Annotated in this window: 23 protein-coding genes; 11 read left to right on the top strand and 12 right to left on the bottom strand. The window is 68.6% G+C overall.

Translation table 11 applies throughout. The annotated features are described in order from the left end of the window. Position 1: 1 nt before the first annotated feature. Together MA876_RS14525 and MA876_RS14520 are read right to left on the bottom strand one after the other, a co-directional pair. Positions 2 to 862, bottom strand: a complete 861-nt coding sequence (locus MA876_RS14525; RefSeq protein WP_248150927.1) for an Fpg/Nei family DNA glycosylase — start codon at positions 860 to 862, stop codon at positions 2 to 4. 51 nt (positions 863 to 913) lie between these two features. Then, the gene (locus MA876_RS14520; RefSeq protein WP_248150925.1) at positions 914 to 1,471 is read right to left on the bottom strand and encodes a GNAT family N-acetyltransferase; all 558 of its coding nucleotides are present in this window, start codon (positions 1,469 to 1,471) and stop codon (positions 914 to 916) included. A 400-nt stretch (positions 1,472 to 1,871) separates the two neighbouring features. On the opposite strand from MA876_RS14520, the gene MA876_RS14515 reads away from it, so the two are divergent. After that, positions 1,872 to 2,525, top strand: coding sequence for an endonuclease domain-containing protein (locus tag MA876_RS14515; RefSeq protein ID WP_248150923.1), 654 nt, complete (start codon positions 1,872 to 1,874; stop codon positions 2,523 to 2,525). Between the two features lie 151 nt (positions 2,526 to 2,676). Here MA876_RS14515 and trpS read toward each other — a convergent pair whose 3' ends face one another. Together trpS and MA876_RS14505 are read right to left on the bottom strand one after the other, a co-directional pair. Continuing rightward, the gene (trpS, locus tag MA876_RS14510) at positions 2,677 to 3,681 is read right to left on the bottom strand and encodes a tryptophan--tRNA ligase (protein ID WP_248150920.1); all 1,005 of its coding nucleotides are present in this window, start codon (positions 3,679 to 3,681) and stop codon (positions 2,677 to 2,679) included. A 30-nt stretch (positions 3,682 to 3,711) separates the two neighbouring features. Further along, positions 3,712 to 4,392 (bottom strand): TetR/AcrR family transcriptional regulator, encoded by a 681-nt coding sequence (locus MA876_RS14505; RefSeq protein WP_248150917.1) that lies wholly within the window; start codon positions 4,390 to 4,392, stop codon positions 3,712 to 3,714. Between the two features lie 136 nt (positions 4,393 to 4,528). Between MA876_RS14505 and MA876_RS14500 the strand changes: the two genes are divergently transcribed. Continuing rightward, positions 4,529 to 5,545, top strand: coding sequence for an NAD(P)-dependent alcohol dehydrogenase (locus MA876_RS14500; protein WP_248150908.1), 1,017 nt, complete (start codon positions 4,529 to 4,531; stop codon positions 5,543 to 5,545). On the opposite strand, the gene MA876_RS14495 is transcribed toward MA876_RS14500, so the two are convergent. The 7 genes from MA876_RS14495 to sdhC are packed head-to-tail and all read right to left on the bottom strand — an operon-like array spanning position 5,527 to position 12,440. Continuing rightward, positions 5,527 to 6,375 carry an exodeoxyribonuclease III gene (locus MA876_RS14495; RefSeq protein ID WP_248150905.1) on the bottom strand — a complete coding sequence of 283 codons (849 nt, stop codon included), beginning with the start codon at positions 6,373 to 6,375 and terminating at the stop codon, positions 5,527 to 5,529. The two genes, MA876_RS14500 and MA876_RS14495, sit on opposite strands and share 19 nt — an antisense overlap. A 10-nt stretch (positions 6,376 to 6,385) precedes the next feature. Next, positions 6,386 to 7,645 carry a YihY/virulence factor BrkB family protein gene (locus MA876_RS14490; RefSeq protein WP_248150893.1) on the bottom strand — a complete coding sequence of 420 codons (1,260 nt, stop codon included), beginning with the start codon at positions 7,643 to 7,645 and terminating at the stop codon, positions 6,386 to 6,388. Positions 7,646 to 7,684: 39 nt separating this feature from the next. Continuing rightward, positions 7,685 to 8,860 (bottom strand): MFS transporter, encoded by a 1,176-nt coding sequence (locus MA876_RS14485; protein WP_248150891.1) that lies wholly within the window; start codon positions 8,858 to 8,860, stop codon positions 7,685 to 7,687. Between the two features lie 45 nt (positions 8,861 to 8,905). Further along, entirely contained in the window at positions 8,906 to 9,688 is a 783-nt protein-coding gene (locus MA876_RS14480; protein WP_248150888.1) for a succinate dehydrogenase iron-sulfur subunit, read from the bottom strand. Beyond that, positions 9,688 to 11,514, bottom strand: coding sequence for a succinate dehydrogenase flavoprotein subunit (gene sdhA, locus MA876_RS14475; protein ID WP_248150886.1), 1,827 nt, complete (start codon positions 11,512 to 11,514; stop codon positions 9,688 to 9,690). The genes MA876_RS14480 and sdhA overlap by 1 nt, the downstream gene beginning before the upstream one ends. 39 nt (positions 11,515 to 11,553) lie before the next feature. Continuing rightward, a complete protein-coding gene (locus MA876_RS14470; RefSeq protein ID WP_248150874.1) occupies positions 11,554 to 12,003 on the bottom strand; it encodes a succinate dehydrogenase hydrophobic membrane anchor subunit in 450 nt (149 codons plus the stop codon). After that, the gene (gene sdhC, locus MA876_RS14465; RefSeq protein ID WP_308221664.1) at positions 12,003 to 12,440 is read right to left on the bottom strand and encodes a succinate dehydrogenase, cytochrome b556 subunit; all 438 of its coding nucleotides are present in this window, start codon (positions 12,438 to 12,440) and stop codon (positions 12,003 to 12,005) included. Before sdhC ends, MA876_RS14470 begins: the two co-directional genes overlap by 1 nt. Before the next feature lie 204 nt (positions 12,441 to 12,644). Between sdhC and MA876_RS14460 the strand changes: the two genes are divergently transcribed. From MA876_RS14460 to MA876_RS14425, 8 genes are all read left to right on the top strand, one after another. Beyond that, complete coding sequence (locus tag MA876_RS14460; protein ID WP_248150872.1) at positions 12,645 to 13,760, top strand: mannose-1-phosphate guanylyltransferase; 1,116 nt, start codon at positions 12,645 to 12,647, stop codon at positions 13,758 to 13,760. A 137-nt stretch (positions 13,761 to 13,897) separates the two neighbouring features. Beyond that, positions 13,898 to 15,013: a BMP family lipoprotein gene (locus MA876_RS14455; RefSeq protein WP_248150870.1), complete on the top strand. Its 1,116-nt coding sequence runs from the start codon at positions 13,898 to 13,900 to the stop codon at positions 15,011 to 15,013. Positions 15,014 to 15,122: 109 nt separating this feature from the next. Then, positions 15,123 to 16,637 (top strand): ABC transporter ATP-binding protein, encoded by a 1,515-nt coding sequence (locus MA876_RS14450; protein ID WP_248150868.1) that lies wholly within the window; start codon positions 15,123 to 15,125, stop codon positions 16,635 to 16,637. Further along, positions 16,634 to 17,977, top strand: a complete 1,344-nt coding sequence (locus MA876_RS14445; RefSeq protein ID WP_248150865.1) for an ABC transporter permease — start codon at positions 16,634 to 16,636, stop codon at positions 17,975 to 17,977. The genes MA876_RS14450 and MA876_RS14445 overlap by 4 nt, the downstream gene beginning before the upstream one ends. Further along, a complete protein-coding gene (locus tag MA876_RS14440; RefSeq protein WP_248150862.1) occupies positions 17,974 to 19,257 on the top strand; it encodes an ABC transporter permease in 1,284 nt (427 codons plus the stop codon). The genes MA876_RS14445 and MA876_RS14440 overlap by 4 nt, the downstream gene beginning before the upstream one ends. A 7-nt stretch (positions 19,258 to 19,264) precedes the next feature. Further along, positions 19,265 to 19,666 carry a cytidine deaminase gene (locus tag MA876_RS14435; protein ID WP_248150859.1) on the top strand — a complete coding sequence of 134 codons (402 nt, stop codon included), beginning with the start codon at positions 19,265 to 19,267 and terminating at the stop codon, positions 19,664 to 19,666. Then, the gene (locus MA876_RS14430) at positions 19,663 to 20,955 is read left to right on the top strand and encodes a thymidine phosphorylase (protein WP_248150855.1); all 1,293 of its coding nucleotides are present in this window, start codon (positions 19,663 to 19,665) and stop codon (positions 20,953 to 20,955) included. The genes MA876_RS14435 and MA876_RS14430 overlap by 4 nt, the downstream gene beginning before the upstream one ends. Positions 20,956 to 20,975: 20 nt before the next feature. Then, entirely contained in the window at positions 20,976 to 22,091 is a 1,116-nt protein-coding gene (locus MA876_RS14425) for an adenosine deaminase (protein ID WP_248150852.1), read from the top strand. 538 nt (positions 22,092 to 22,629) lie between these two features. Here MA876_RS14425 and nagE read toward each other — a convergent pair. After that, a complete protein-coding gene (gene nagE / locus MA876_RS14420) occupies positions 22,630 to 24,636 on the bottom strand; it encodes an N-acetylglucosamine-specific PTS transporter subunit IIBC (protein WP_248150849.1) in 2,007 nt (668 codons plus the stop codon). A 131-nt stretch (positions 24,637 to 24,767) separates the two neighbouring features. Between nagE and nagB the strand changes: the two genes are divergently transcribed. After that, complete coding sequence (gene nagB, locus MA876_RS14415; RefSeq protein WP_248151144.1) at positions 24,768 to 25,553, top strand: glucosamine-6-phosphate deaminase; 786 nt, start codon at positions 24,768 to 24,770, stop codon at positions 25,551 to 25,553. Positions 25,554 to 25,555 lie beyond the last annotated feature (2 nt).

Below are 25,555 nucleotides of genomic sequence, written 5' to 3'. Positions count from 1 at the left end.
GCTACTTGAGGAGCCTGCTGAGTCGGCGGTCGGCCAGGATCTTGCCGCCCGTCTGGCACGTCGCGCAGTACTCGAGCGAGTTGTCGGCGAAGAAGACGCTGCGCACCTCGTCGCCGCAGATCGGACACTTCTCGCCGCGGCGGCCGTGCACCTGCATCCCGCGGCGCTTGGCGTCCTTGAGCTCGGCGGGCGGCTTTCCGGATGCCTCGGCCACGGCATCCGTCAACGTCTGGCGCATCGCCGCGAAGAGGCGATCGACGTCGTCGTCGCTCAGGCTCGAGGCCAGTGCATACGGTGACATCTTCGCGGCGTGGAGGATCTCGTCGGAGTAGGCGTTGCCGACGCCGGCGATGATCGACTGGTCGCGCAGGACGCCCTTGATCTGGGTCCGGCGCTCCTTCAGGAGCGCTGCCAGGGCGTCGCGGTCGAACGTGTCGTCGAGCGGGTCGGGACCGAGCCGGGCCACGCCGGGCACGTCGGCGGGGTTGTTCACGATGTAATACGCGAGCGACTTCTTCGTGCCCGCCTCGGTGAGATCGAAGCCCGAGCCGTCACTGAGCGCGATGCGCAGGGCGATGGGCGTCTTGCCCGGGCGGATGAGCGTCGGGGCGAGCGCATCGGTGAACCGCAGCCAGCCGGCTTTCGCGAGATGGAAGACGAGGTGCGGACCGCTGGTCGCGATGTCGACGAACTTGCCGTGGCGCTCGACGCCCGTGATCGTCGCGCCTTGCAGTGCCGTGATCGGCGGATCGTACGTCTTGAGCGCGGCGATGTTCGCGACGGTGGCCTTCGTGATCTCGAGGCCCCTCACGCGGCCGCGGAGGAACTCGACGAGTCCCTGCACTTCCGGCATCTCGGGCATGCGGCCATCCTTTCACGCGGTGCCCACGCGCGGCCATGCCTGCCGGCTGCGTCAGGCCTCGAGCACCGGCCAGGGCTTCGGGGTGCGGTCGTCATCCGTGAGCAGCCCGGCGATCCAGCCGTCGTCGCGGCCGCGCGGGCTGCTGAGCGCTTGGCGCAGCATCCCTTCGTAGGTGAATCCGAGCTTCTGCGCAGCGCGCGCCGAACCGGTGTTGCCGACGACCGCGCGCCACTCGATGCGCTGCAGGTCGAGCTCGTCGAAGCCCCAGTCCACGACCGCGAGGGCTGCCTCCGTGAGCAGGCCGCGGCCGCGGGACTCCGGCGCCATCCAATAGCCGATCTCGCCTGCGCCGTTCGCGACGCGGTAGAGCCCGATGAGCCCCGCGAGGGTCGATCCGTCGCGGATGGCCCACGTCAGCTCGGTGCCGGCCTGCCAGCTCGTCGCGACGTGCGGCACGAACCCTTCGGCGTGCTTCCGCTCGTAGGGCGACGGAACCGTCGTATAGCGCTGGATGTCGGGATCCTGACAGGCCGCGTATATCTCATCGATGTCACCCGCCGTCGGGAGCGACAGCACGAGTCGCTCCGTGCGCAGCGTGACCGGTTGCATCGGCCCAGGCTACCCGCGACGGACGCCGAGTCCTTGCGCGCACAACTCCTGCAAACCCCGGCGTTGGAGCTGGTTGATGGGTCCAGGTGGATCGCGGCCGCCACATTGCAGGAGTTGTGCGCCCACTCCTCCCCAGCCCGAGTCGCACGGGAACCCTTCCACCGACCCGCACGATCGACCACGGACAATCCGCTCCGCGGCGCACCCTCGGGTCGTGAAGAGAGTTCCTGGCCCACCTCCCGTCGTCCACACCTACGCCGAACTGCGCGCGATGAGCCTCAGTCGAAGCCGAATCGACAGACTCGTGGCGAGCGGCGGACTGGTTCGGGTGCGGAAGGGTCGATACATCCGGGCGGACGTGACGCCCACGTTTCGAGCGGCGGCGGCCTTGGGCGTCCGCGTGGACTGCGTCTCTCTCCTCGCCGAGAGGGGCATCTTCGTCCGCTCCGCGCAGCGGCAGCACGTGCAGGCGGATCGCGCTGCCAGTCGACTGCCGGCCCGTGCGAGCGGCGTGGTGTGTCATTGGCGCGACAGCGCGTCGCCGGCGGGCCGGCTCGATGCCGATCTGATCGAGGCGCTTGCGCAGGCCGTCGTGTGCCAGGATCCGCGAGCGGCCATCGCGTCGCTTGACAGCGCGTGGCACCAGGGCTGGGTCGATGACGCAGGCATCGCCGAGGTTTTCACCCGGTTGCCGCAACGCTGCCACGTGCTTCGTCGCCATCTGGATCCGCGCAGCGAGTCCGGCACGGAGACTCTCGTGCGCCTCATCCTGCGAGGCCTCGGAGAGTCGCCGGAGTTGCAGGTGGACATTCCCGCTGTCGGTCGGGTCGACTTCCTGGTCGGGGGCTGGCTCGTCATCGAGTGCGACAGCGAGGCGCATCACTCGGATTGGAAGGCGCACAAGCGCGACCGCCGAAGGGACGCCGAGGCGGCACGACAGGGATTCTCGACGATTCGTCTGCTCGCGGAGGACATCCTGTACCGCCCGGAATGGGTCGTGGAAGTGCTCCGCGACGCGCTACGGGCGGGGCGTGCCGCAGGTCGGCGGTCCTGAGGGCGGCGCACAACTCCTGCAATCCGTGCAGTTCCTCGCCGCTTCGGATACTTCCGTCCGGGTCGAGCGTCGGAATGCAGGAGTTGTGCGCGCAGACACGGGCGTGGAGCGGAACCGGGTGCGCGGAGCGACAGGGCGCGCGGCGCCCAGCTCAGCGGCGGCGGAGCAAGCCGACCTTGTCGTAGACGTCGTCGAGCGTCGCGTCGGCGACGGCCTCGGCCTTCGCGGCGTTCGCCGCGAGCACCCGGTCGAGCTCGGCAGGATCGTCGAGCAGATCCAGCGCGCGCTGGCGCACAGGCCCGAACTCGTTGACGACGACCTCGGCGAGACCCTTCTTGAAGTCGCCGTAGCCGCGGCCCGCGTACTCGTCCTCGATCGACGGGATCTGCCGGCCGGTCAGCGCCGCATAGATCACGAGCAGGTTCGAGACCCCCGGCTTCTCGGAGCGGTCGTAGCGCACCGCCCCCTCCGAGTCGGTCACCGCCCGCATGACCTTCTTCGCCGAGACGGACGGGTCGTCCAGAAGCCAGAGGGTTCCGGCATCCGACTCCGCCGACTTCGACATCTTCGCCGTGGGGTTCTGCAGATCATAGATGCGCGCGGTGTCCTGCTGGATGACGGGCATCGGCACCTTGAAGGTCTCGCCGTACCGCGCGTTGAAGCGCTCGGCCAGGTCGCGGGTGAGCTCGACGTGCTGCTTCTGGTCGTCGCCGACCGGCACGATGTCGGTCTGGTACAGCAGGATGTCGGCCGCCATCAGGATCGGGTAGGTGAAGAGCCCGACCGAGGTCGTGTCGGCGCCGTACCGCGACGACTTGTCCTTGAACTGCGTCATGCGTCCGGCCTCACCGAAGCCCGTGATGGTCGAGAGGATCCACGCGAGCTCGGGATGCGCCGGCACGTGCGACTGCACGTACAGCGTCGACTTGGACGGCTCGATGCCGGCGGCGATGTACTGCGCGGCCGTGCGCCGGGTCTTCTCGCGCAGCTCGGCCGGATCGTTCGGCTGGGTGAGCGCGTGCAGGTCGACGACCGAGAAGAACGCGTCGTACGCCTCCTGCAGATCCCGCCACTGCATGAGCGCCCCGATGTAGTTGCCGACCTGAAGCGAGTCGGCCGAGGGCTGCATGCCGGAGTACAGACGGGGTTTGCTCATCCGTCCAGTCTAGAGAAGGGATGCCGCGGCTCAGCGCCGCGCCTCGATCCCGTCCAGCAGCACGTCGAGCGCGAACTCGAACTCGGCCTGGTCATCGCACCAGCCGATGATGCTGTCGGGGTCGTCGTGCACGACGTCCTGCAGCATCTCGATGACGTGGGGCATCCATGGCGCCATCGCCGCTGCGGCCTCAGGGTCGACCTTGGCATCGGACGAGTCGGCGAGGATGAGCTCCTGCGAGAACCCCCACTGGCGGCTGCCGAGGGTGTGCATCGCGTGATGGATGAGGTCGTACGACAGACCGCCCGATCGCATCGCCGCGATGTTGCCGTCGACCCACGTTGCGAGCGAGCGGGTCATCACTCCGTGCGTCTCGAGCGCACGCGGGGCCCACGGGTGGCGGAGCAGGATGCGGCGGGCCACGAGGATGCGCTGGCGGAGCAGCGGTCGCCACCCCTCCGTCGGCGGCGCGGGTTCGGCGGCGGCTTCGGCGGTGACGTCGGCGTACACGAGTTCGAGCGCTCCCGACAGGACCGCGTCTTTGCCGCGCACGTGGTGGTAGATCGACATCGCCTCGACCGACAGGCGTTCGGCGAGCCGCCGCATCGTGAGGCCCTCGAGGCCCTCCTCGTCGGCGAGTTCGATGGCTGCGCGGAACACCCGCTCCCGCGTGAGCGGCTCGCGTCGCGAGGCCTTCACGGCTCCCGGCATGTCCACCGCCTTTCTCGTCCACGCTATCGACGTCGGCCGACGACCCGCTGCAGCGCGCGGAAAGTGCTGGACATCGCGTCCGCTCCACGCTACCTTACGACGTAAGACTTACAGCGTAAGGCAAAAGGAGTGCACCATGACCATCAACGAGACCCGCACCGAGACCATGCGCGCCGCAGCGTTCCACCGCTTCGGCGGCCCGCAGGAGGTCGCGCTCGAGCGTGTGACCAGACCGGTGCCCGCGTCCCACGAGGTGCTCGTGCGCGTGCACTATGCGAGTGTGAGCATCGCCGACCACCGCGTGCGGGCGCGCGATGTGCCGCGCGGCCTGAAGCTACCCGTGACAGCCGCCCTGGGGTGGCGCACGCCGAAGCACCCCGTGCTGGGGATGGATGCCTCGGGCGTGGTCGAACAGGTGGGGGCCGACGTCACGGACTTCGCGCCCGGTGACCGTGTCGTGCTCCTGCGCGGGGCGAGGTTCGGCTGCCACGCCGAGTTCGTCACGGTGCGCGCGGCAGGATCGATCGCACGCATCCCGGACGAGCTGTCCCTGCAGGATGCCGCGACCGTGCCGTTCGGTTTCGGCACCGCGCGGACCTTCCTCGACACCGCCGGGGTGGCGCCGGGGCAGAAGGTTCTCGTCAACGGGGCGTCCGGCGCCGTCGGCTCAGCGGCGGTGCAGCTCGCGGTGCGCGCGGGCGCCATCGTGACCGGGGTCACGAGCGCGCGCAACGCGGAGATCGTGCGCGGCCTCGGCGCGACCGACGTCGTCGACTACGCCCGTGCGGACTTCACCGACGCCGGCCCGGTGTACGACATCGTCGTCGAATGCGTCGGCAACGCCCCGTACGCCCGCTCGAGGAGGGCGATCGTGCCCGGGGGAGCGCTGCTGCTCGTCATCACCGACCTGGTCGGCATGACCGGCGCGAAGCTGCGACCCGTTCGCGGGGGTATCCGCCGCATCGAGAGCGTCGGGGTCATCACGGGCGCCATGCTCGGCGACCTCGCCGCGCGCATGGCGGCGGGCGAGATCCAGCCGGTGCTGGACCGCGTCTTCGAGTTCGACGACATCCGTGCGGCGCACGAGTACGTCGACACCGGCCGCAAGCGCGGCACCGTGCTCGTGCGGATCGGTCAGAGCCCGAGCGTGTAGTCCGCGACGACGGGAGCGTGATCGCTGAACCGGGTGTCCCACGCCGAGGCGCGCACGATGCGGTAGTCGGTCACGCGCTGCGCGAGCCCTGCCGTCGCGAGGTGGTAGTCGATGCGCCAGCCGGTGTCGTTGTCGAACGCCTTGCCGCGGTTGGACCACCACGAGTACGGCCCGTCGACCTCACCGGCGAAGCGTCGGCCGACGTCGACCCACCCGAGCCCGGGCCCGGTCGAGCCGTCGACGCCCGTGACCGAAACGCCGGAACCGAGGAAGCGGTCGAAGTACGCCCGCTCGCGCGGCAGGAAGCCCGCCTTCTTGACGTTGCCCTTCCAATTGCGGATGTCGAGTTCGCGATGCCCGACGTTCAGGTCGCCCATGACGAGCGCGAGCGGCGATTCGGCGGCGAGCCGCGGCATCCGACTCTCCATCGCGTCGAGGAACGCCCACTTGGCGTCCTGCTTCGGCGTTCCGGCCTCGCCCGTCGGGACGTACGCGGACACCACCGCGAGGCGCTCGCCGTCGATGTCGAAATCGACCTCGATCCAGCGACCGGCGGAGTCGAGTGTCTCATCGTCGCTGAGCACGCGTCGCACCTCGACGGAGCTCGATCGCGATGCCACCGCGACGCCCGCGCGCCCCTTGGCGAGGGCTTCGTCGTTCACGAGCTCCCACCCGGGCAGAGCCTTCGCGAGTTCGTCGGCGGGGGCCCGCACCTCTTGCAGCGCCATGATGTCGACGTCGGCATCGGCGAGCCACTCGAGCATTCCCTTGCGCGTCGCCGCGCGGATTCCGTTGACGTTGACAGAGGCGATGCGGACGCGGCGAGACACGCTTTTCAGCCTATCCGGCGCCTCCGACGCGCGAGGTCGACGGCTTGCGCTTCTTCGTCGGCGCGGGTGGGGGAGTGGATGCCTCGACCTGCGCGAGTTCGGACTGCGCGTGCGCGACCGCTCGATCGGCGAACGGGATGCGGAACCACGGCGCGCTCGCGCGCTCGTCCTTCGCGGTGCGCAGGCGCACTTGCGCGGCCACGAGCAGTGCGGCGTGCTCCTGCCGTAGACGCTCGGCCTCGGTCACCGGAATGAGGGGAACGTCCTTGTCGGCCGCGGCCACCGCGATCCACGCGGAGGCCACGAGGATGATGATGCCGATGATCCGGAACCACAGCAGCAGACCGACGAAGATCGCGAACGTCGCCAGAAGCGGGTTGCTCGGCGTGTAGATGAGCAGCCAGCCGGCCCCGACCTGGAGCACGGTGATCGCGCCACCGCCGAGCAGCGCACCCGGCCAGATCCGTCGCCACTTCAGCTGCGTGCCCGTGAGGAACTTGACGAGGGCGACGAGGGCGCCCGAGTACAGGGCGAACGAGACGACGATGGATGCGAGGCGCACACTGAAGTCGTAGCTGGGGGTCTGTTCGCCCGCGCCGAGAAGGCTGTACAGGAGTCCGAGGGCCCACGTTCCGACCGAGGTGGCTGCCGCGCCGAAGAGCAGCGCCACACCGAAGATGGCGGCGGCGAGCAGGTCGCGTGCCTTCAGCAGGAAGTAGCTGCGACGGTCCGGAGCGATCCCGAAGATGTCGCGGACGGCGCGCCGCGCATAGGTGACGAAGCCGATCGCGGTCCAGATCAGGGTGCCGAGCGCGATGACGCCCGTGATTCCGAGCGTCGTGGTGCTGCTCGTCGCGATCTGGGTGACCTGCTCGGTGGTGAACAGCCCGCTACCCGGCGTGTCGGAGATGAGCCCGGGGATGTAGTTGTTGATGGCCTGGATCAGCGCATCGATCGCTTCGGGGCTTCCGCCGAGCCACAGCCCCGTGATCGCGAACGCGACGTAGATCGCCGCGAAGAAGGCGAAGAGCGCCTGATAGCTGACCCCGGCGGCGAGCAGGAAGCCGTTGTGCTGCAGGAAGTGCCGCCAGACCCGGACCGGGAACCACGCGAGGGTGCGCTGCGTGATCAGGGTCGCGCGGTTGATCGGCTCGTCGAAGCGCTCGCGCAGGCTCTCCTGCGTCGCCTCCCACCGCTCGCGCAGGGTCTCCTCGTGCGCACGCGCTTCGGCGGCCGCCTCTTTGGGACGCTTGCCGCGGGTGTCGGTCACGATGCCAGGCTATCGACACGGATCGGTGCTCGCGTCACCTCAGTGGGGTGACGGCGCTGCCTCAGGAGTGTTGCGGAATCGCGGCACGAAGAACAGGATCGCGAAGAGCGCGACGGCGGGGATGAGGAACGCGATCCCGAGACCCGGTCCGTCGGCGAGGAGCCCCAGCACGACCGCGCCGAAGATCGATCCGGCGTAGTTGAAGATGTTGACGCGGGCGATGACCTGGTCGCTGTGCTCCGGGGCGAGTTCTCCGGCGGCGCCGAACGTGACGGGGATCAGGATGCCGCTCGCGACGCCCGCGAGTGCGAAGCCCGTGATCGCCGCGGCCGGGAACGGCAGGAGGGCCACGACGACGCACCCGATCGCAGAGATCACCGCCGCGGAGAAGACCAGCGGCCGGCGGCCGAGTCGTGTCACGAGTCGGTCGGTGACGAGGCGCGTGATCAGCACGACCCCCTGGTAGGCCGCGTAGCCGAGCGGCGCGACCCAGGCCAGCGTCAGCAGTTCGTCCTGCAGATAGACGGTGCTCCACGTGCTGATCGCCGAATCCGAGATGAAGACGGCGAGGATGACGAAGCCGAACACCCAGATGCCCGCGCGGGGGAGCTTCGCGCGCTCGCCGACGGGGAGCGCCTCGTCGACGGGGACCTCGCGGGCTGCGAAACGCACGACCACGAGACCGGCGAGCAGGGCGATGGCGCCCGCCGCCGCCAGCGCGATGCCCGCACCGAGCGACGAGAACGCGACGAACGAGACCAGCAGGGCTCCGACGATCGCCGCCGCTGTCGCGGCCGCGAAGAATCCGCCGAGCAGGTGCCTGCCGTATGCGCGCTGCACGGCCACACCCTGCATCGCCGCGGCCGCGTCGACGCAGCCGAGGCCCACACCGAACAGCAGGAAGGCGGCGAAGAAGACCGGGAAGGGAGTGGGCAGGGCGATCACGGGAAGGAACAGCGCCTGCACGAAGAGGCCGAAAGCCAGCGCCGCGCGACTGCCCCACCGCACGGCGATCGCATTGGCGACGATCGATCCCGCAGCCGCGGCGAGCGAGACTCCCAGGACGATGATCGAGACGGTGACGTCGTCGACCTGTTGGCGCGCCTTGACGGCGGGCAGCGACGTCACGACGACGGCGTACCCGAGCCCTTGCGAGACGTAGGCGGCGGTGACGGCCAGGCGCGACGCGCGCAGCGGAGCGGGGGGACGATCCATCCGCTCATCGTGGCACAGGCGACGCCAGTGCACGCGCAATCGAGGTCAGCGACCTCGCAGCACCGCCTGCTTTACCTCGGCGATCGCCTTCGTCACCTCGATGCCGCGGGGGCATGCCTCGGTGCAGTTGAAGGTCGTACGGCAGCGCCACACGCCTTCCTTGTCGTTGAGGATGTCGAGACGCACGTCGCCGGCGTCGTCGCGCGAGTCGAAGATGAAGCGATGCGCGTTGACGATCGCGGCGGGGCCGAAGTACTGCCCGTCGGTCCAGAAGACCGGGCAGGACGACGTGCACGCAGCGCACAGGATGCACTTCGTGGTGTCGTCGAAGACCTCGCGGTCGACGATCGACTGGATGCGCTCCTTGCCCGGCTCGGGCTTCGAGTTCGCGATGAGGAACGGCTGGACCTCGCGGTAGGACGCGAAGAACGGCTCCATGTCGACGACGAGGTCCTTCTCGAGCGGAAGGCCCTTGATCGCCTCGACGTAGATGGGCTGCGAGATGTCGAGATCCTTGATGAGGGTCTTGCACGCGAGGCGGTTGCGGCCGTTGATGCGCATCGCGTCGGACCCGCAGATGCCGTGTGCGCACGAGCGGCGGAAGGTCAGCGAGCCGTCGACCTCCCACTTGATCTTGTGCAGCGCGTCGAGCACGCGGTCCGTCGAGTAGAGCTCGACGTCGTAGTCCACCCAGCGCGGCTCCTCGTCGACTTCGGGGTCGAAGCGGCGGATGATGAACGTGACGAGGAACGACTGGATGCCGGTGTCGTTCGTGGTCTCGGCTTCGATCGTCTCGATCGCACCGGGCTCGACGAGGGCTGTCGACATCAGTACTTCCTCTCCAACGGCGGGTAGCGCAACTCGCCGGCCTCGTTCTTCGTGAACACGACGGGCTTCCAGTCGAGCCGGATGTGGTCCTCGGCGTTCGACGATCCGGCATCCCCCGACAGGTACGCCATCGTGTGCTGCATGTACTTCTCGTCGTCGCGCGTGGGGAAGTCGTCGCGCATGTGACCGCCGCGGCTCTCCTCGCGGTTCTTCGCCGTCACCACGACGACCTCGGCGATGTCGAGCAGGAATCCGAGCTCGACGGCCTCGAGCAGGTCGGTGTTGAACCGCTTGCCCTTGTCGTCGACGTGGATGTTCCGGTAGCGCTCGCGGAGCTCTTCGATGACCTCGAGCACTTCGCCGAGCGACTCGTCGGTGCGGAACACCTGGGCCTTGCGGTCCATCTCGTCCTGCAGCTTCTTGCGCAGAACCGCGATCCGCTCGGTGCCGGTGTTGCCGCGCAGGCCCTCGATCATGTCGCGCACCGCCTTGGCGGGGTCTTCCGGCAGCGGTACGAACTCGGCCGTCTTGACGTATTCGACCGCGTTGCGACCGGCGCGCTTGCCGAACACGTTGATGTCGAGGAGGGAGTTGGTGCCCAGGCGGTTCGAGCCGTGCACCGAGACGCACGCGCACTCGCCGGCGGCGTAGAGCCCCGGGACGACCGTCGTGTTGTCGCTCAGCACCTGCGCGTCGTTGTTGGTCGGGATGCCGCCCATCGCGTAGTGCGCGGTCGGCATGACGGGCACGGGCTCGACGACGGGATCCACACCCAGGTAGGTGCGCGCGAACTCCGTGATGTCGGGCAGCTTCGTCTCGAGGACCTCGGCACCGAGGTGGGTGCAGTCCAGCAGGACGTAGTCGCGATGCGGACCGGCGCCGCGGCCCTCGGCGACCTCCTGCACCATGCAGCGGCTCACGATGTCGCGCGGTGCGAGGTCCTTGATCGTGGGCGCGTAGCGCTCCATGAACCGCTCGCCGCTCGCGTTGCGCAGGATCGCGCCCTCACCGCGGGCGCCCTCCGTGAGCAGGATGCCGAGGCCTGCCAGACCCGTCGGGTGGAACTGGAAGAACTCCATGTCCTCGAGCGGCAGGCCCTTGCGCCAGATGATCCCGACGCCGTCACCGGTGAGGGTGTGGGCGTTGGAGGTCGTCTTGAAGATCTTGCCGAAGCCGCCCGTCGCGAAGACGACGGCCTTGGAGTGGAAGACGTGCAGGTCGCCGGTCGCGAGCTCGTACGCGACGACGCCGGCGATCTCGGTCGAGCCGTCGTCCTTCTTCACCGTGATGAGGTCGAGGACGTAGAACTCGTTGAAGAAGTTGATGCCGAGCTTGACGCAGTTCTGGAACAGCGTCTGCAGGATCATGTGGCCCGTGCGGTCGGCGGCGTAGCACGCGCGGCGCACCGGAGTCTTGCCGTGGTCGGCCGTGTGGCCGCCGAAACGGCGCTGATCGATCTTGCCCTCGGGGGTGCGGTTGAAGGGCAGACCCATGTTCTCGAGGTCGATGACGGCGTCGATCGCCTCTTTCGCGAGGATCTCGGCGGCATCCTGGTCGACGAGGTAGTCGCCGCCCTTGACGGTGTCGAAGGTGTGCCACTCCCACGAGTCCTCCTCGACGTTCGCGAGCGCCGCGGCCATGCCGCCCTGCGCGGCGCCCGTGTGCGAGCGGGTCGGGTAGAGCTTCGTGATGACGGCCGTGCGCGCGCCGGGGCCCGCCTCGATCGCGGCACGCATGCCGGCGCCGCCGGCGCCCACGATGACGATGTCGAACTCGTGGTAGTGGACGCCGTCCTTGACGTAGCTGTCGGTTGTCTGGGTGCTCACAGAGGGTGCTTTCAGGAGTCGTCGTCGGGGATGCCCGAACTACGAGCAGATGGAGATCATGGTGTCGGAGGCCGTCGACGCGTCGAAGCCGAGGCACGGGTCGAACGTGAAGACGACCAGCGTGCCGAGGACGATGAGGAAGGCCGCGGCGAGCCACAGGGCCCACACGAGGACGCGGCGTGTGCGGTCGTGCGTGACGTAGTCGTTGACGATCGTGCGCATGCCGTTCGCGCCGTGGATGAGCGCGAGCCACAGCATCAGGACGTCCCACCACTGCCAGAACGGGGTGGCGTACTTGCCCGCGACGAAGGCGAAGTCGATGCCGTGGATGCCTTCGCCGACCATGAGGTTGACGAAGAGGTGTCCGAAGATGAGCACGACCAGCAGCACGCCCGACACGCGCATGTAGATCCAACCCCACTTCTCGAGGTTGGGCCCCTTGCGGCGGACGGTGACGCGCGGGGAACGAGGATCGGCGATCGCGGTCATCAGTGACCCCCTCCCGTGCCAGGTGCGAAGGCGAGCATGAGGTGACGCGGCGCGAAGCCCGCCATCGTCACGGCCCAGACGCCCAGGACGCCCCACCAGAGCTGCCGCTGGTGGCGCGTCGCCCACGGCCACAGGTCGACGGCGATGATGCGCAGGCCGTTGTAGGCGTGATAGGCGATCGCGGCGACGAGCACGACCTCGCCGAGCGCCATGATCGGGTTCTTGTACGTGCCGATGACGGCGTCGTACGCCTCGGGCGAGACCCTGATGAGCGCCGTGTCGAGCACGTGCACCAGCAGGAAGAAGAAGATCGCGACACCCGTGATGCGGTGCAGCACCCACGACCACATGCCTTCGTTGCCGCGGTACAGCGTGCCGCGGGGGACTTTGGACGTCGTCTCTGAAACTGACGGTGTCACGCGGGCTGGTGCCGACACGGCCGTCCTCCCTGACTCGATCATGAAGCGGGGACGAAGAATGCCCCAAGATGACCCGCGTCATGCGGATTCGGGTCACCGGCGTCACGCGGGCGCTTGCTCGATCCTATCGCCGACCGCGGTGGAGCGGCGATTAGGTGCACCTAAGTTTGTCTCGATGTCGAGATAACTGCTCGAGCGCGACGGCCCCGATAGCCTGGGGGGATGACCGAGACGATCGAGGATTTCTACGCCGTCATCCCGGCCGGGGGCATCGGCAGCCGACTGTGGCCGCTGTCGCGAGCCGATGCGCCCAAGTTCCTGCACGACCTCACCGGCTCCGGGCACACGCTCCTGCGCGGTACGTGGGATCGCCTCGAGCCCCTCACCGGCCCCGATCGCATCGCCGTGGTCACGGGTCGCGCGCATCGCGCGGCCGTCGAGGGGGAGCTGCCCGGCATCCCGGACAGGAACGTCTTCCTCGAATCCGAGCCTCGTGACTCGACCGCGGCGATCGGCCTCGCGGCCGCGATCCTCGTGCGGCGCGAGCCCGACGTCATCATCGGCTCGTTCGCGGCGGATCACGTCATCCGGGTCCCCCATCTGTTCGATTGGTCGGTGCGGCAGGCGGTCGCCACGGCGCGCGAGGGCTACATCTGCACGATCGGCATCCAGCCCTCCGAGCCCTCGGTCGGGTTCGGCTACATAAAGAAGGGCGAGGGGCTCATCATCGACGGCGCGCCCGAGGCGGCGCTCGTCGACAGCTTCGTCGAGAAGCCCGACCTCGAGACGGCGACCGAGTACCTCATGGCGCGCTCGTACCTCTGGAACGCCGGCATGTTCATCTCGCGCGCCGACGTCCTGCTCGCCGAGATCGAGGCGAATCAGCCCGAACTCCACGCGGGACTCATCGAGCTGGCGGAGGCCTGGGACGACCGGGATGCCCGTGGTCCGGTCGTCGACCGCGTGTGGCCGACCCTCACGAAGATCGCGATCGACTACGCCGTCGCCGAGCCCGCGGCGGCGAAGGGCCGGCTCGCCGTCATCCCGGGTCACTTCGACTGGGACGACGTGGGCGACTTCGCGAGCCTGTCGAAGCTCAATTCGGGCGGACGCAAAGAGAACCTGGCCATCCTGGGATCGAACGCACGGGTGCTCGCGGACGCCGCGAGCGGCATCGTCGTCAGTCAGACCCCCCGGGTGATCAGCGTGATCGGCGTGAAGGACATCGTGATCGTCGACACCGAGGACGCGCTCCTGGTGACCACGACCGAGCACGCGCAGCGCGTGAAGGGCGTCGTGGACGCATTGAAGCTCACGGGCCGCGGCGACGTGCTCTGACGAGGCGGATGTCGGGGTTATTGCGTCTTTGTAACCATTCCCCGTTCGGGAGATGCGAACCATGCAACTGTCGCGTCACACTCGGTAACGTTTACCGTCCCCGTGAGAGACGCGGGGCCATGGATGTGGAGGCTGAGTTGACCATCTCACGCACCAAGAAGCTCGTCGGAGCTGCCGCAGCAGCAGCGACCTTCGCCCTTGTCCTCGCGGGCTGTGGCGCAGCGCCCGAGACCGGCGGCGAAGGCTCGGAGGCTCCCGAAGCCCTCGATTTCGTCCCCTGCCTCGTGTCGGACGACGGCGGGTTCAACGACAAGTCGTTCAACCAGTCGGCCCTCGAGGGCATGGAGCGCGCGGCCGAGGAGCTCGGTGTCACGCCGATCGAGGTCGAGTCGCGCAGCGCCAACGACTACGCGTCGAACCTCGAGAACCTCGTCGCCGAGGGCTGCGACTTCATCGTCGCGGTCGGCTTCAAGCTGTCGGCCGACACGATCGCCTCGGCGACCGCGAACCCCGACATCGACTACGCGATCATCGACGACTGGGCCGACGCCGACTTCGACGGCACGACCGACGCGCCCAACATCAAGCCCCTGATGTTCGACACGGTCCAGGCCGCGTACCTCGGCGGCTACGCCGCGGCGGCGTGGTCGGCTGAGGCCGGAGTCAACAAGGTCGGCACGGTCGGCGGCATCAAGATCCCGCCGGTGACGATCTTCATGGACGGCTTCGTCGACGGCGTCGGCAAGTACAACGAAGACAAGGGCGCTTCGGTCGGCACGGTCGGCTGGGACGTCGCGACCCAGGAGGGTTCGTTCACGAACAACTTCGAGGCGAACGACGACTCCAAGCAGGCCATGCAGGGTGTTCTCGACCAGGGTGTCGACGTCCTCCTGCCCGTCGGCGGCCCGATCTACCAGAGCGCCGCAGCCGCGATCACCGAGGCCAGCTCCAGCAGCCTGCTCATCGGTGTCGACTCCGACCTCGCCGTCGCCGACCCGTCGGTCGCCGACCTCGTGCTCTTCTCGATCATGAAGCGCATCGACGTCGCGGTCTACGAGGCCACGACGCAGGCGGCCGGTGGCGACTTCGACGTCACGCCGTACGTCGGCACGCTCGAGAACGAGGGCGTCGGCCTGTCCGGCTTCGGCTCGTTCGAGTCGCAGCTGCCCGCCGGCCTGACCGACGAGCTCGCGACCCTGCAGGAGCAGATCATCTCGGGTGAGCTCGAGGTCACCTCGCCCAGCTCGCCGTAAGCGAACCGCAGTACCGTGCCGCGGCCGGGTGGATGACGCATCCACCCGGCCGCGGTCATCCCCGGCGCAGTCCTTCCGGGCCGCGCATGACACTGGATAAGGTGCATCTATGAAGCTCGAGCTCCGTGGGATCACGAAGCGGTTCGGGACTCTCGTCGCGAACGACCACATCGATCTCGTGGTCGAACCGGGTGAGATCCACGCCCTCCTGGGCGAGAACGGCGCAGGCAAGTCCACCCTCATGAACGTGCTCTACGGCCTCTACCAGGCCGACGAGGGCGAGATCCTCCTGGACGATGTCGTCCAGCATTTCCGGGGGCCGGGCGATGCCATGGCCGCCGGCATCGGCATGGTGCATCAGCACTTCATGCTCATCCCCGTCTTCACGGTCGCCGAGAACGTCATGCTCGGCCACGAGGACACGAAGGCGCTCGGCGCCCTCGACCTGCCGAAGGCACGTCAGCACGTCCGCGATGTCGCGAAGCGGTTCGGGTTCGAAGTGGATCCCGATGCGCTCGTGGGCGATCTGCCCGTCGGCGTGCAGCAGCGTGTCGAGATCATCAAGGCGCTCTCGCGCGAGGCCAAGGTCCTCGTCTTCGACGAGCCCACCGCGGTGCTCACGCCGCAGGAGACCGACGAGCTCATGGCGATCATGCGCCAGCTGCGTGACGAGGGCACCTCGATCGTCTTCATCACCCACAAACTCCGCGAGGTGCGCGAGGTCGCCGACCGCATCACCGTGATCCGCCTCGGCAAGGTCGTGGGCGAGGCATCCCCGACGGCATCCAACACCGAGCTCGCATCGCTCATGGTGGGTCGAGCGGTCGAGCTGACCGTCCACAAGGACGCCCCGAAGGTGGGCGAAGGCGGCCTCGTCGTGACCGACCTGCGGGTCATCGCACCCGACGGCACGGTCGTCGTCGACAGCGTGAACTTCGAAGTGCGCCCCGGCGAGGTCCTCGCCGTCGCGGGTGTGCAGGGCAACGGCCAGACCGAGCTCGTCGAGGCGATCGTCGGTCTCGCCGATCGGGTCACCGGCTCGATCGCGCTCGACGGCCGCGAACTCGTCGGCAAGTCCGTGCGCGGCATCCTCGACGAGGGCGTCGGGTTCGTGCCCGAAGACCGAACCGAGGACGGCCTCGTGGGCGGCTTCAGCGTCGCCGAGAACCTGATCCTCGACCGCTCGTCCGACCCCGAGTTCGTCCGCGGCGGCACGATCCGCCGCGCGGTGCTCGACGAGTTCGCGAAGGCGCGGATCACCGAGTACGACATCCGCACGCAGGGCTCCCAGGTCCCCGCCGGAACCCTCTCGGGCGGCAACCAGCAGAAGGTCGTCATCGCCCGCGAGATGAGCCGCGAGCTCAAGCTGCTCGTCGCGGCGCAGCCGACGCGCGGCGTCGACGTCGGATCGATCGAGTTCATCCACAAGCGCATCATCGAGACGAGGGATGCCGGCATCCCGGTCGTCGTCGTCTCGACCGAACTCGATGAGGTCTCGGCCCTTGCCGACCGCATCGCGGTGATGTACCGCGGCGGCATCGTCGGCATCGTGCCCGGCGACACCCCCCGTGACGTGCTCGGCCTGCTGATGGCCGGCGAGAAGCCCGAGGAGGCGGCGGCGTGAGCGGTCAGACACCAGGAGCCGGCGAGCCCCTGAAGGGGCTGCCCCCCGAGCAGCTGCCGCCGGTCTCGGGCCCGCTCACGGGCGGCGAGTCCGCGACGTCGCCGAAGGCCGACGACTTCGCGCCCGCGCCGCGTCAGAACGTCTTCCTCAAGGAACTGCTCCGCAGCAACTGGGTGACGACGCTCCTCGCGATCGTCGCGGCGGTCATCGTCGGCGGCATCCTGATGGCCGTGACGAACAAAGAGGTGCAGACGGCATCCGTCTACTTCTTCAGCCGGCCGGGCGACACGTTCGTCGCGATCTGGAACTCGGTCTACGGCGGTTACGAGGCGCTCTTCCGCGGGTCGATCTTCAACGCGCGGGCCGACGACTTCCTCACCCAGATCCGTCCGCTCACGAACACGCTCGGCTTCGCCGCTCCGCTCATCGCGGCCGGCCTCGGCGTCGGGCTCGCGTTCCGCGTCGGCCTGTTCAACATCGGCGCCCGGGGGCAGATCCTCATCGGCTGCGCCGTCGCGGCGCTGCTGACCTTCAACCTCGACCTGCCGATGTTCCTGCAGCTGCCGGTCACGCTTGCGGCCGGCATCGCGGGCGGTGCGATCTGGGGCGGCATCGTGGGGCTTCTCAAGGCGCGCACGGGTGCGCACGAGGTCATCCTCACGATCATGCTCAACTACGTCGCGATCTACCTCGTGCAGTGGATGGTGCGCACGCCCGGCGTGCTGCAGCGCCCGTCGGGTGGGCAGCCCATCTCGGCAGCGACCCCGGCGAACGCCCAGTTCCCCGAGCTCTTCGGCCCGCGCTTCCCCCTCCTGGACTGGGGTTTCGTCGTCGTCATCGGCGCGACGGTCTTCGTGTGGTGGCTCGTCGAGCGGTCGAGCCTGGGCTTCCGTCTGCGCGCCGTCGGGGAGAACCCGCACGCCGCACGGGCATCGGGCATCTCGGTGCAGCGCATGTACATCTACGCGATGCTCTTCGCGGGCGGCCTCGCGGGCCTCGCCGGCATGAACCAGATCCAGGGCGCCGTGACGACCGGGTTCGACAGCACGATCGACGCCGGCATCGGCTTCGACGCGATCACGGTCGCCCTCCTCGGTCGCAGCCGCGCGTGGGGCGTCTTCGCCGCCGGTCTGCTCTTCGGCGCTCTCAAGGCGGGGTCGTTCACGATGCAGGCGTCGCAGGGCATCCCGGTCGACATCGTGCTCGTCGTGCAGTCGCTCATCGTGCTCTTCATCGCGGCTCCGCCGCTCATCCGCACGATCTTCTTCCTCCCGAAGACCGATGCCGAGAAGGCGGCCAAGGCGAGAGCCAAGGCGGCGAAGAAGGCGGTGATGTCATGACCGCTCTCGCATCGGCCGATGTGTCGGGCCTTCCGCAGCTGACGACCGTCAAGGTGCGGTCGTGGAAGCTCGCGATCACACTCGGGATCGTCACGGTCCTGCTCGCACTCCTCTTCCTGTTCTCGCCGCGGACGGGTGAATCGAGCTTCCGCCTCGGAGATGCCAGTTCGTCCTTGACGCTCCCCGTCGTCTCGGTGCCGACCGCCGCGACGAGCTGGATCGTCTGGGCGGTGCTCCTCGTGCTGACCCTGCTCGCGGTCTGGCAGGCCTACAGCTACCGCAAGAGCGGGATGTGGCTCGCGATCGTCTACGGGCTCCTCGCCATCTTCGCGTTCCTCGTGTGGGCGGCCGCGGGCGGCCTCGTGCCCGTCACGGGTCTGCTGTTCGGCGCGGTGTCGCTGTCGATCCCGCTCATCTTCGGTGCGCTGGGCGGTGTCATCGGCGAACGCGTCGGCGTCGTCAACGTCGCGATCGAGGGTCAGTTCCTCTTCGGAGCATTCACGGGGGCGGTGCTCTCGAGCATCACCCACAACCCGTTCGTCGGACTCATCGGGGCCATGGCGGGCGGCGTGCTCGTCGCATTCGTGCTCGCCGCGTTCTCGATCAAGTACCTCGTCGACCAGGTCATCGTCGGTGTCGTGCTCAACGTGCTCGTGGCAGGACTCACCGGGTTCCTGTACGGAGCGCTGCTGGTGCCGAACGAGTCGACGCTCAACCGGGCGGTCACGTTCGAGCGGTGGAAGATCCCGCTCCTGGGAGACATCCCGATCATCGGACCGGTCCTGTTCAACCAGACCTTCATCGGGTACCTCATGTACGCGACGGTCGCGGTCGTCGCCTGGGGCCTCTACCGCACCCGGTGGGGTCTGCGGCTGCGAGCGGTCGGCGAGCACCCGCAGGCGGCCGACACCGTCGGCATCAAGGTCAACACCTCGCGGTTCTGGAACGTCTCGCTCGCCGGGGCCATCGCCGGCATCGGCGGCGCGTACTTCACGCTCGTCTCGGTGCCCGCCTTCACCAAGGACATGACGGCCGGCCTCGGCTTCATCGCGCTCGCCGCCGTCATCTTCGGTCGCTGGGATCCGATCCGGGCGACGCTCGCGGCGCTGCTGTTCGGGTTCGCGACGAACCTGCGAAACCTGCTGTCGGTGCTGCAGACCCCGATTCCGAGCGAGTTCATGGCGATGCTGCCGTACGTCGTGACGATCCTCGCGGTCGCGGGCTTCGCCGGACAGATCCGCGGGCCTGCAGCGGCCGGCAAACCGTACATAAAGGGATGAGGCATCCGTGACCGACATCGACTGGGACGAGCTGCGTGCGGCCGCGACGGAGGCGATGCATCGCGCCTACGCGCCCTACTCGCGCTACAAGGTCGGCGCCGCGGCGCTCGTATCGGACGGCCGCATCGTGCAGGGGTGCAACGTCGAGAACGCGTCGTACGGCGTCACGCTGTGCGCCGAGTGCGGGCTCGTGTCCGAACTCCACATGTCGGGCGGCGGCCAGCTCGTCGCGTTCGTGTGCGTCAACAACGACGGCCACACGATCATGCCGTGCGGTCGTTGCCGCCAGCTGCTCTTCGAGCACGCGGTACCCGGGATGCTCCTCGAGACGGTCTCGGGCATCCGCACGATCGACGAAGTGCTGCCGGACGCCTTCGGTCCCCGCGATCTCGAAGAAGCCGCGCGATGACCGACGTCGAACCCCATGATGCCGTCGATGTGATCCGCGCGAAGCGCGACGGCACGGCGATCCCGGAAGACGCCCTGCGCTGGATGGTGGATGCCTACACACGCGGCTACGTCGCCGATTCGCAGATGGCGGCGTTCGCGATGGCCGTCCTCCTCAACGGGATGACGCGCGACGAGATCCGCGTCATGACCGACGCCATGATCGCCTCGGGCGAGCGCATGAGCTTCGCTGGCCTGGGCAAGCCGACCGTCGACAAGCACTCGACCGGGGGTGTCGGCGACAAGATCACCCTCCCGCTCGCTCCGCTCGTGGCGACCTTCGGCGTGGCCGTGCCGCAGCTGTCCGGCCGCGGCCTCGGGCACACCGGCGGCACGCTCGACAAGCTGGAGTCCATCCCGGGGTGGCGCGCAGCGCTGTCGAACGACGAGCTGTTCGCGCAGCTGCGCGATGTGGGCGCCGTCATCTGCGCCGCGGGTTCGGGCCTCGCGCCCGCCGACAAGAAGCTCTACGCCCTGCGCGACGTCACCGGCACGGTCGAGGCGATCCCGCTCATCGCGTCGAGCATCATGTCGAAGAAGATCGCGGAGGGCACGGACTCGCTCGTGCTCGACGTCAAGTTCGGCTCGGGCGCGTTCATGCGCGACGTCGATCGTGCGCGCGAGCTCGCCCGCACGATGGTCGCGCTCGGCACCGACTCGGGCGTCGCGACGACGGCGCTCCTGACCGACATGAACACGCCCCTGGGGCTCGCGATCGGGAATGCCAACGAAGTGCGCGAGTCCGTCGAGGTGCTCGCGGGCGGGGGCCCCGCCGACGTCGTCGAGCTCACGCTCGCGCTCGCGCGGGAGATGCTCGCCCTCGCAGGCCAGCCCGACGCGGACGTCGAGGAGGCTCTGAAGGACGGCCGCGCGATGGACACGTGGCGTGCCATGATCCGCGCGCAGGACGGGGATCCGGATGCCGCGCTGCCGCAGCCGCGCGAGACCCATACGATCACGGCTGCCGCTGACGGCTTCGTGACGCGCATCGAGGCACTGCCCTTCGGCATCGCGGCATGGCGGCTCGGCGCGGGCCGCGCCCGCGCCGAGGACCCGATCCTGCACGCCGCGGGCATCGACCTGCACGTGAAGCCCGGCGATGCCGTGCGCGCCGGACAGCCCGTGTTCACCTTGCTGGGTCACGATGATTCCCGATTCGAGCGCGCGCTCGACGCCCTCGAGGGCGCGTGGGACGTGGGGGCGGTAGCCCCGGCATCCACTCCACTCGTCCTCGAACGCATCACCGCCTGACCTCCACGAAGGAGCACATCATGCCCATCGATCAGCACGGCGATGCCGACCTGCAGGGACTCTCGATCCGGGGTCTCCCGAAAGTCTCGCTGCACGACCACCTCGACGGTGGCGTGCGGCCCGCGACGATCATCGAGCTGGGCGACGCGATCGGGCTCGATGTCCCCGAGTCCGACGCCGACGACCTCGCGGACTGGTTCGCCGAGAAGAGCGATTCGGGCTCGCTCGTCGAGTACCTAAAGACGTTCGACCTCACGACGGCGGTCATGCAGACGCGTGAGGGCCTCACGCGCGTCGCACGCGAGTTCGTCGAGGACCTCGCTGCCGACGGTGTGATCTATGGCGAAGTGCGCTGGGCGCCCGAGCAGCACCTGGCACGCGGCCTGTCGCTCGAAGAGGTCGTGGCGGCCGTGCAGGAGGGCATCGACCAGGGGGAGGATGCCGCGGAGCGCGCCGGCACCGACATCCGGGTCGGTCAGCTCATCACCGCGATGCGCCACACCGACCGGTCGCTCGAGATCGCCGAGCTCGCCGTCGCGTGGCGCGGGCGCGGCGCCGTCGGGTTCGACATCGCCGGCCCCGAGGACGGGTTCCCGGCGAGCAACCACCGCGCGGCGTTCGACTTCCTCGCGTCGGAGTTCTTCCCCGCGACGGTGCACGCCGGCGAGGCGGCGGGTCTCGACTCGATCCGGGGTGCGCTCATCGACGGACGCGCCCTGCGCCTCGGGCACGGCGTGCGGATCGCCGAGGACCTCGAGGTCGTCTCCAGCGAGGCCGATGAGGTCTACGTCAAGTTCGGCGATCTGGCGCGGTGGGTGCGTGATCGCGAGATCCCGCTCGAACTGTCGCCGTCGTCGAACCTCCAGACGGGCGCGATCACGCAGTGGGGCACGACGCTCGAGGACCACCCCTTCGACCTGCTCTATCAGCTGGGGTTCGCCGTCACGGTGAACGTCGACAACCGCACGATGAGCCGCACGTCGCTCACGCGCGAGCTGGCGCTTCTCGCCGAGACGTTCGACTACACGCTCGACGATCTCGAGGCGTTCCAGCTCAACGCGGCCGCGGGCGCGTTCCTCGCCGTCGAGGAGCGCGAGGAGCTCATCGAGCTGATCGCCGAGGGCTTCGACCGCTGACCTGTCGCTGCGCTCGTCCTCGCGCGGTTCGGGCTGCTCTGCGTGTCGCGTGGACAGCGGCCAGGGGTCATCGGCGTGTCGCGTGGATACCGGCCAGGGGTCATCGGCGTGTCGCGTCGCCCCGGACCATCTCCATACGCTGTTGAACCTGCGGCTCACACGTCGTGGGCGGGCTGGTCGTAGGGAGGCGCGTGGGGCGATGAACTTCCGGTTCACACAGGCGGGATTCGCTGGTGGGCCCGTTGGTCAGTTCGCACTGATGAACTTCCGGTTCACACGTCTCCTGCGCATCGACGCGTGTGAACTGGAAGTTCAACGGCGCGCAGAGCACGCGTGTGAACTGGAAGTTCAACGGCGCGCAGAGCAGGCGGGTGAACCGGAAGTTCAACGGCGCGCAGAGCACGCGTGTGAACTGGAAGTTCAACGGCGCGCAGAGCACGCGTGTGAACCGGAAGTTCAACGGCCTCGCGAGCAAAGGTCTGCGGCCGCGACACGCCGGAGTCGCGCCGGAACGAGCAGGCCCCAACGAGCGCGCCTGTCAGTCGAAGGCGACGCTCGCGGTCTCGTCGTTCAGCACGATGACGGGCGTGATCGCAGACAGTCCTGCGGCCTCGATCTTCGCGCGGTCGAAGCGCAGCAGCGGCGTCCCGCGAGACACCTTCTGACCCGCCTCGACGAGCACCTCGAAGCCGTCGCCCTTCATGTTCACGGTGTCGACGCCGACGTGGATGAGCAGTTCGACGCCGCCGTCGAGCTCGAGTCCGATCGCGTGACCCGTGGGGAAGACCGAGGCGACCGTCGCGTCAGCGGGCGCGACGACCGTGTCGCCCGACGGGTCGATCGCCGCCCCGGGGCCCATGACCCCCTGAGCGAACATCGGGTCGGGCACGCCGGCGAGGGGCACGACCGCGCCCTCGATCGGCTGGAGGAGCCGGATGACGGGGCCCGCGGCATCCGCTTTCGACGAGGCCGCCGCGCCGGCCGCGATCGTCGCGGCCGCGACGTTCGGCACACCGACGGCCGTCGCGACGCCCGCGGCGAAGCCCGTCTCAGCGGCGGTGGCGCCCGGGAACGCCTCTATCGCCTCGGGCACGTCGAGCTTGCCCTCGATGATCTGCTCCATCGCATCCTTCACGAACTGCACGTTGAGGCCGTAGATCACCTGCACCGAGTGCCCACCGGGTTTGATCGTGCCGGAGGCGCCGGCGCGCTTGAGGGCCGCGTCATCCACCTTCGACGTGTCGGCGATCTCCATGCGGAGCCTCGTCGCGCAGTTGTCGAGCTCGATGATGTTGTCCTTGCCGCCGAGGGCCCGGATGAACTTCGCTCCGGCGAGGGCGAACTTGTCCTCGCCGACGGCGGCGTCGCCGACCTCTTCGACGACATCGTCGTCTTCGCGGCCGGGCGTCTTGAGGTTGAACCGGCGGATGAAGAAGCGGAAGACGAAGAAGTAGACGAAGAACCAGAAGACGCCCATGACGAGGATGATCCACGGGTTCTGCGCGAGCGGGTTCGTCCACTGGAGGATGAGGTCGGTGAACCCGGCCGAGAAGCCGAAGCCCATTCGCACGGGCAGGATCGACGCGATCGCGAGCGAGATGCCCGTGAAGACGGCGTGCGTCAGGTAGAGCCACGGCGCGAGGAACATGAACGAGAACTCGAGAGGCTCGGTCACCCCCACGAAGAACGACGAGATCGCCGCGGAGAGCAGCAGGCCCGCGACGACCTTCTTGCGGGTCGTCTTGGCCGTGACGTACATCGCGAGAGCGGCTCCGGGCAGACCGAACATCATGATCGGGAAGAAGCCCGTCATGTATTGGCCCGTGACTCCGTACACGCCGTCGCCCGAGGACCCCGCGAGGAAGTTGTTGAGGTCGTTGATGCCGGCGACGTCGAACCAGAACACCGAGTTGAGGGCGTGGTGCAGGCCGAGCGGGATCAGCGCACGGTTGAGGAAGCCGTAGATGCCCGCGCCGACCGGCCCGAGAGTCACGATCCACTCGCCGAAGATGACGAGACCGCCGAAGACGAAGGGCCAGAGGAAGAGCAGAATGGCCGCGAAGACGAGCGAGACGCCGGCAGCGACCAGGGCGACGGACCGGCGACCCGAGAAGAACGAGAGCGCGTCGGGGAGCTTCGTGTCTTTGAACTTGTTGTAGCTCCATGCGCCGATGAGGCCGCAGACGATGCCGACGAAGACGTTGTTGACGCGGCCGAACGCGGGATCGACCGACTCGACGTCGATGCCGTAGAGCACCGACACCGTCACAGGGGCGAGGATCGCCTGCACCGTGAGCCATGACACGAGCCCCGCAAGAGCCGATGTGCCGTCGGTCTTGTTCGCCATGCCGAGCGAGATGCCGACAGCGAACAGCAGCGCCATGTTGTCGAGCATCGCGATGCCGGCCGCGCTGATGAACGTCGAGACGACGTTGGGGCCGAAGATCCCGATCGCCCAGTTCGACAGGCCGACGAGGATCGCGGCGACCGGCAGCACCGCCACCGGGAGCATGAACGAACGGCCGAGCCTCTGCATGAACTTCATCGTGTCTCCCTGAGGGTCATCCGAGCCCGGGATGGAGTTCGTGCCGGGCGCGAGTGGCGGGGGCATGCCTTCAGTGGCGAAGATATACCGTGGCGCGCATCACCCGCGACCCCCAGACCGACGGAGGAACCATGGCCGAAGTGCTCATCGTGAAGGACCAGCAGGAGGCCGGGGGGATCGTCGGGCGGGCGATCGCCGACCTGATCGCCGCGAAGCCGGATGCCGTGCTCGGCCTCGCGACGGGGTCGACGCCGCTGCGGGTGTACGAGGCTCTCGCGGGCATCGTCGCCGCGGAGGGGCTGGACGTCTCGCACGTGCGCGGATTCGCGCTCGACGAGTACGTGGGCCTGCCGGTGGGCCACCCCGAGAGCTACCGCGCGGTCATCACACGCGAGGTCGTCGAGCCGCTCGGACTCGACCCCGCGCGCGTGCTCGTCCCGGGTGAGAACGCGACCAGCATCCAGACCGCGGGCGAGGACTACGAAGCGGCGATCGCCGCCGCCGGGGGAGTGGACCTGCAGATCCTCGGCATCGGACGCACCGGACACATCGGCTTCAACGAGCCGGGCAGCTCACTGGCATCCCGCACGCGCGTCAAGACGCTCACCGAGCCGACCCGCATCGACAACGCGCGCTTCTTCGACTCGCCCGACGACGTACCCGTGCACTGCATCACGCAGGGGATCGGCACGATCCTCGAGGCGCGGCACGTGTTCCTGCTCGCGTTCGGCGATGCGAAGGCGGATGCCGTGGCCGCGGCACTCGAGGGTCCGGTGACGGCCAGCAGCCCGGGCTCGGCCGTCCAGCTGCACCGCCACGCCACTGTCGTGGTCGATGAGGCCGCCGCGGCGCACCTGAAGCTCAGCGACTACTACCGCTACGCGCTCGCCCACAAGCCGGACTGGCAGGGGCTCTGAGG

Origin of the sequence: Microbacterium aoyamense, from assembly GCF_023155855.1 — a bacterium.
In the GTDB taxonomy this organism is placed as follows: Bacteria; Actinomycetota; Actinomycetes; order Actinomycetales; family Microbacteriaceae; genus Microbacterium; species Microbacterium aoyamense.
This window is presented reverse-complemented; position numbering and strand designations above follow the sequence as displayed.